This is a genomic window from Dietzia sp. B19 (assembly GCF_014145155.1).
Classification (GTDB): domain Bacteria; phylum Actinomycetota; class Actinomycetes; order Mycobacteriales; family Mycobacteriaceae; genus Dietzia; species Dietzia natronolimnaea.
Genome location: NZ_JAALED010000293.1, coordinates 1 through 6,251 on the forward strand (window position 1 = coordinate 1; position 6,251 = coordinate 6,251).

The window sequence follows — 6,251 nt, forward strand, 5'->3', positions numbered from 1 at the left end:
GCCGGCGTTCGCCGAGGCGGTGGCCGAGTCCGTCGGCGGGGACCTGGTGCCACTCGGTTCGGCCGGGGCCAAGGCCGCGGCCGTGGTGCGCGGGGAGGCGGACGCCTACATCCACGCCGGTGGCCAGTACCAGTGGGACTCGGCCGCACCGGCCGGGGTGGCCCTGGCCAGGGGGTTCGTCGCGGTGCGCGTGGACGGTTCCCCGTTGGAGTACAACGTGGCCGAGACCTACCTGCCGGATCTTGTGGTGTGCCGCGCGGACCTGGCCGAGGCGATCCTGGAGGCCATCGCCTCGGCCTGAGGGGTCAGGCCCCGGGGCGGATCACCTGCTCGTGACCAGGGCTCCGGCAATGGCGGCCATGAACGCGTCCTTGGCCAGGCTCATGCCCTCCTGGGAGGGGCGGATGCCGTCGGACTCGGTCATCGAGGGGTTGCGGAAGTACATCGCCAGCAGGCCGGCGGAGAAGGTGCCGAGCGCGGCGCCCGCGAGGCGCGGCGAGACCACGGGCGTGAGCAGTGCCGCGCCGATCCCGATCTCGGAGTAGGCGACGAACTTGCCGAACGTGTCCGGCTCCAGCTTGGTGACCTGCGGGACGCCGGTGGCGGCGAATCCCTGTAGGCCCTGGGCCGCCTCGGTGGGCAGGTTGCGCTTGGACAGTCCCGAGTTGAGGACGAACGCGCCGGTGACTCCGCGGAGGATGGCGTTGGGCAGGCTCATGGGGTGCTCCTGTGGGGGTCGGGGTCGCGAGTGCTGCGACACAGGTGAAGTGACTCTTTGGTGATGTGACACCCAGGAGGGTAACGCACATGATGCCTGATTCCGCCCCGGGGAGATCGACCCCACAGGATGCGCGAGCGGGCCTCCGGTGGGACAGTCATTTCCATGAGCCCGAACAGCAGCCGCGACATCACCGACAAGCCCGACCCGGACGCCGACCCGGATTCGGGGAAGCCCGACTCGCCGACCTCACTGAAGGCCGGGACCTGGAAGATCGGCCTCACGCGTGCCGCCGCCGAGTTCTCCAAGGACAAATGCACGGACCTGGCCGCCGCGCTGACGTACTTCGCGGTGCTCTCGATCTTCCCGGCGCTGCTGGCGGTGGTGTCCCTGCTCGGCGTGTTCGGTCAGGGCCAGGAGACCGTCAACGCCGTGATGGAGCTGTTCGAGGGTGCTGCCCCGGAGGAGACACTCGCGGCTCTGCGGGGGCCCATCGACTCGTTGGTCAACACCCCGGCCGCCGGACTCGCCCTCATCACAGGTCTGCTGGGCGCGCTGTGGACGGCGTCCGGCTACGTGGGCGCCTTCGGGCGGGCCATGAACCGCATCTACGAGGTCGAGGAGGGGCGCCCCTTCTGGAAGCTCAAGCCCGCCATGATCGTGCTGACCGCGGTCCTTCTGCTCCTGGTCTGCCTGGCCGGGCTCATGCTGGTCGTCAGCGGCCCGATCGCCGCCTGGGTGGGTGACCTCGTGGGCCTCGGCGAGACCGCCGTGACCGTGTGGGGCATCGCCAAGTGGCCGGTGCTGGTCCTCGTCGTCGTCGTGATCCTGGCCGTGCTCTACGGGTTCTCGCCCAACGTCAAGCAACCCAAGTTCCGGTGGGTCTCCGTCGGCGCGATCGTGGCGTTGGTGGTCTGGGCGGTCGCCACGGCGGGGTTCGTGTTCTACGTGTCCAACTTCTCGAGCTACAACGCCACGTACGGATCGCTGGCCGGCGTGATCATCTTCCTGCTCTGGCTCTGGATCACCAACAACGCGCTGCTGTTCGGGGCCGAGGTCGACGCCGAGGTGGAGCGGGCCCGCGAGCTGCAGGCCGGACTGCACGCCGAGGAGACCATCCAGCTCCCGCCGCGCGACACCACCGCCAGTGACAAGGCCGAGGAGAAGCGGCAGAAGACCATCGACGACGCCGCCGACGTCCGCCGCGAGGCCCAGGCGGAGCAGGCGCGTCACCCCCATTGAGACGAGCGCCGGGCTCTGCCCACAGGCTGAGCGCCGGGCGCTGATCAGTCTGGCGCAGCCCTTACTGTGGGCGATCTGTGATCAGTCTGTGGGCGCGGCGGGAGGCGCCACGCGCGGTCGAACAGCCACAATCGGGGGATGACCACTTCCGGCGGGACCACGTCGACCGCGCGACGACGCCTGCGCACCGTCCGCCTGGTCCTCGAACGCTCGGTGGGTGAGTTCTTCCGCGACCGGGGTCCCGACCAGGCGGGGGCGCTCACCTTCTACGGAGTGCTCTCGCTGTTTCCCGCGCTCCTGGTGGTGGTCTCGCTGCTCGGCGTGTTCGGGCAGGGGGCCAGGACCGTGGACGCCCTCATGGAGATGCTCTCCGATATCGCCCCGCCGGAGGTTCTGGATCCGATCCGCGGCCCCGTCGAGGCCGTCGTCACCACGCAGGCCGCCGGGACGGCGCTGGTGGTGGGCGCGACCATCGCGCTGTGGACCGCGTCCCGCTATGTCTGGGCGCTCGGTCGCGCGATGAACCTCATACTCGGAGTGGAGGAGGGACGGCCGCCGTGGCGGCTGCTGCCCGTCGGCCTGCTGCTCACGGCGTTGCTCATCGTCCTCGTGGCCGTCGGGGGCCTGGCGCTGGTGTTCACTGGCCCCATCGCCGAGACCGTGGGTGGGTGGATCGGCCTCGGCGAGACGGCGTTGGCCGTGTGGAGTGTGGCCAAGTGGCCGGGGGCCCTGATCTCCGCCATCCTCGCGTTGGCGATCCTCTACCGGTTCGCTCCCAACGTGGCCGGACGCAAATTCCACTGGGTCTCGCTGGGTGCGGCGGCGGCCCTACTCATCATCGGTGTCGCCACCGCCGGTTTCGGCTTCTTCGTCTCCAACTTCGGCAACTTCAACCGCTCGTACGGATCGCTGGCGGGGATCATCGTGTTCCTGTTGTGGTTGTGGTTGGTCAACATGGCCGTGCTCTACGGCGCGCGGCTGGACACCGAGGTGCTGCGTATCCGCCAACTCCGGGCCGGCATCCCGGCCGAGGAGACGGTGCAGGTGACCCCGCGCGACACGACGGCCAGTGACTTCTTCGCGCGCCGGCGGGCCACGATGCTCGCCGACTACCGGGAACTGCGCCGGGATCCGGCCCCCGTCGACGACGACACCTCCGCTGATGACGTGGCGGCCGGTGACGCGGATGCCGAGGCCGGGGAGACGGCCGAGGCGGCACCTCCACGACGGTAGGGTTGGCCGCATGCGCCTCGTCGTCACCGGGGGAGCCGGGTTCATCGGCGCCAACTTCGTCCACACCGTGGTCCGTGAGCACCCCCACGCCCACGTCACCGTGCTGGACGCCATGACCTACGCCGCCAATCGCGCGAGTCTGGCCGGATTCCCGTCGGATCGGGTCGAGCTGGTGGAGGCCGACTGCGCGGACCCCGCCGTCACCGACCGGCTCGTCGCGCAGCTCACGGGGCCTGACGACGCGGTGGTGCACTTCGCCGCCGAGAGCCACAACGACAACTCGCTCGCCACCCCGTGGCCGTTCGTGCACTCCAACATCGTGGGCACCTACGCCGTGCTCGAGGCCTGCCGCGGCCACGACGTGCGCCTGCACCACGTCTCGACCGACGAGGTCTACGGCGACCTCCAGCTGGACGATCCGGACAGGTTCACCCCGGCCACCGCGTACAACCCGTCGAGCCCGTACTCGGCCACCAAGGCGGGCGCGGACATGTTGGTGCGCGCGTGGGTCCGCAGCTTCGGTGTCCGCGCCACGATCAGCAACTGCTCCAACAACTACGGCCCGTTCCAGCACATCGAGAAGTTCATCCCGCGGCAGATCACCAACCTTCTCACCGGGCAGCGCCCCCGCCTCTACGGCAGTGGTGCCAATGTCCGGGACTGGATCCACGTCGACGACCACAACTCGGCGGTCCTGCGGATCCTGGCACGAGGTGAGCTCGGGCGGACCTACCTCGTCGGCGCCGACGGCGAGCACTCCAACCTGCAGGTCATGCAGATGATCTGCGAGCTGATGGGCGCCACCGCCACCGACGGCGACCCCGGCTTCGACCACGTCACCGACCGCCCCGGCCACGACCTGCGCTACGCGATCGACGCCACCGCCACCCGCGAGGAGCTCGGGTGGGAGCCGCAGCACACGAACCTGCGGGACGGGCTGGCCCAGACCATCGAGTGGTACCGCGAGAACCGCGACTGGTGGGAGCCGGTCAAGGAGAGCGTCGAGGCGAAGTACGCCCGGACGGAGAAGATGCTGTGAAGGGCATCGTCCTGGCCGGCGGCAGCGGCACCCGTCTGCGCCCCCTCACTCTGGCCACCAGCAAGCAACTCATGCCGGTCTACGACAAGCCGATGATCTACTACCCGCTGTCCACGCTCATGCTGGCGGGCATCCGCGACATCCTGCTCATCACCACGCCCGAGGACGCGCCGCAGTTCCGGCGGCTCCTGGGCGACGGCAGCCAGTTCGGCATCACCCTGAGCTACGTCGAGCAGGCCGCCCCCGAGGGCCTGGCCCAGGCGTTCGTCCTGGGTGCGGACCACATCGGTGACGACCCGGTGGCGCTGATCCTGGGCGACAACATCTTCTACGGCCCCGGGATGGGAGCGCAGCTGCGACGGTTCGCCGACCTCGACGGCGGCGCCGTGTTCGCCTACCGCGTGTCCAACCCGGGCGACTACGGGGTGATCGACTTCGACGCCGCCGGCCGCGCGATCAGCCTCGAGGAGAAGCCCGAGAACCCGTCCTCCGACTTCGCCGTCCCGGGGCTCTACTTCTACAGCGCCGACGTGGTGGAGGTGGCGCGGAACCTCGAGAAGTCGCCGCGCGGGGAATACGAGATCACCGACGTCAACCGGCACTATCTCGAGGCCGGCCGCCTACAGGTCGAGGTGCTCCCGCGTGGAACCGCCTGGCTGGACACCGGCACCCACGACTCTCTGCTCGACGCGGGCAACTACGTCCGGACCATCGAGGACCGGCAGGGCCTGAAGATCGGCTGCCCGGAGGAGGTGGCGTGGCGGATGGGGTATCTCGACGACGACGAGCTCACCGACCGCGCCCACGACCTCAGGAAATCGGGGTACGGGGCCTACCTGCTCGACGTGCTCCGCCGCGAAAAGGGTCGGCAGTGGTGAGCGGCGGCCATCCGGACGATCAGCCTGCACAGCCGCCCCCCCCGATGCACGCACGCCTGAGCAGCGGTGCACGCGGGAGTGCAGAGGGGGGAGCGGCTGCAGAGGGGGCGGGCGAGCCCTTGCGCCCCGCCGGGCTGCCGCGGGTCCTCGTCACCGGCGGAGGCGGGCAGCTCGGGCACGCGCTCTCCGGGGTGGCCGACGCCCCGGGCCGTGACGAACTGGACATCACCGATCCTGCGTCGATGTCCGCCGCCCTGGACCGCTTCTCGCCGGAGGTGGTGATCAACGCGGCCGCGTACACCGATGTCGACGGCGCCGAAGCCGACGAGGCGGGGGCCCGGGCGATCAACACCGTCGGCGCCGAGGAGCTCGCCGCAGCGTGCCGGGAGCGCGGAATCCGGATGGTCCACATCAGTACTGACTACGTCTTCTCCGGCGAGATCCCCGGAGGAGGTGACCCGGCCACCGCTCCGGCGCTCGAGCCCACGGACCCGACCGCCCCCACCACGGCGTACGGGCGGACCAAGCTGGCGGGGGAGCGGGCTGTGCTGGCTTCGCACCCGGAAGCGACCGTCATCCGCACCGCGTGGCTCTACACCGGCCCGCAACGCGAGTCCCTCGGCCTGTCCGGCAGCGACTTCGTGGCCACCATGGTCCGACTGGAGCGCGAGCGAGACACGCTCAACGTGGTCGACGACCAGTGGGGCTCGCCCACCTATACGCAGGCCCTCGCCGGCGGTCTGCTGGAGATGCTGGCCGCCGAGAGGGCCGGTCGGGTCGACACCCGAGGGCTCACCCTGCACGGGGCCGGAGGCGGGCGCGCGACGTGGTGGGAGCTCGCCCGCGAGGTGTTCAGCCGGTACGGCGCCGATCCGGACCGGGTCCGTCCCTGCCGTTCGGACGAGTTCCCACGCCCGGCACCGAGGCCGGCGTTCTCCGTGCTGTCCGATACCTCATGGCAGGCGGCGGGACTCTCACCGCTACCGGACTGGCGGGCCGACCTCACCAGCGCCATCGCCGAACACGCACGGGTCGCGCGCGGCGGAGGTGACCGGTGAGGCGACCGGCAACCCTGCGCGCATGACCCATCCGCGCTTCGGTCCACGCCTCCGCCGCGCGGCCCTCGCGGCAGGTGCGATCG

Annotated in this window: 7 protein-coding genes; 6 read left to right on the forward strand and 1 reads right to left on the reverse strand. The window is 70.5% G+C overall.

What is annotated here, in order from left to right:
• The coding region (locus G6020_RS09130; RefSeq protein ID WP_277815261.1) for an inositol monophosphatase family protein at nt 1-301 on the forward strand (301 nt) is incomplete at its 5' end.
• A gap of 21 nt (nt 302-322) precedes the next feature.
• On the opposite strand, the gene G6020_RS09135 is transcribed toward G6020_RS09130, so the two are convergent.
• Nucleotides 323-718 (reverse strand): hypothetical protein, encoded by a 396-nt coding sequence (locus tag G6020_RS09135; RefSeq protein ID WP_182610396.1) that lies wholly within the window; start codon nt 716-718, stop codon nt 323-325.
• 165 nt (nt 719-883) lie between these two features.
• On the opposite strand from G6020_RS09135, the gene G6020_RS09140 reads away from it, so the two are divergent.
• From G6020_RS09140 to rfbD, 5 genes are all read left to right on the forward strand, one after another.
• The gene (locus tag G6020_RS09140) at nt 884-1,960 is read left to right on the forward strand and encodes a YihY/virulence factor BrkB family protein (RefSeq protein WP_182610397.1); all 1,077 of its coding nucleotides are present in this window, start codon (nt 884-886) and stop codon (nt 1,958-1,960) included.
• A gap of 138 nt (nt 1,961-2,098) precedes the next feature.
• A complete protein-coding gene (locus tag G6020_RS09145) occupies nt 2,099-3,193 on the forward strand; it encodes a YihY/virulence factor BrkB family protein (RefSeq protein WP_182610398.1) in 1,095 nt (364 codons plus the stop codon).
• 10 nt (nt 3,194-3,203) lie between these two features.
• Entirely contained in the window at nt 3,204-4,232 is a 1,029-nt protein-coding gene (gene rfbB, locus G6020_RS09150; RefSeq protein ID WP_182610399.1) for a dTDP-glucose 4,6-dehydratase, read from the forward strand.
• Complete coding sequence (rfbA, locus tag G6020_RS09155) at nt 4,229-5,110, forward strand: glucose-1-phosphate thymidylyltransferase RfbA (RefSeq protein ID WP_182610400.1); 882 nt, start codon at nt 4,229-4,231, stop codon at nt 5,108-5,110. Before rfbB ends, rfbA begins: the two co-directional genes overlap by 4 nt.
• 119 nt (nt 5,111-5,229) lie before the next feature.
• A complete protein-coding gene (gene rfbD, locus G6020_RS09160) occupies nt 5,230-6,168 on the forward strand; it encodes a dTDP-4-dehydrorhamnose reductase (protein WP_241730450.1) in 939 nt (312 codons plus the stop codon).
• Nucleotides 6,169-6,251 lie beyond the last annotated feature (83 nt).

Bases quoted from the DNA above. Each gene is read 5' to 3' on its own strand.
- G6020_RS09135 (WP_182610396.1), bottom strand. From the start codon at position 718: ATGAGCCTGCCCAACGCCATCCTCCGCGGAGTCACCGGCGCGTTCGTC.
- G6020_RS09145 (WP_182610398.1), top strand. From the start codon at position 2,099: ATGACCACTTCCGGCGGGACCACGTCGACCGCGCGACGACGCCTGCGC.
- rfbB (WP_182610399.1), top strand. From the start codon at position 3,204: ATGCGCCTCGTCGTCACCGGGGGAGCCGGGTTCATCGGCGCCAACTTC.
- G6020_RS09140 (WP_182610397.1), top strand. From the start codon at position 884: ATGAGCCCGAACAGCAGCCGCGACATCACCGACAAGCCCGACCCGGAC.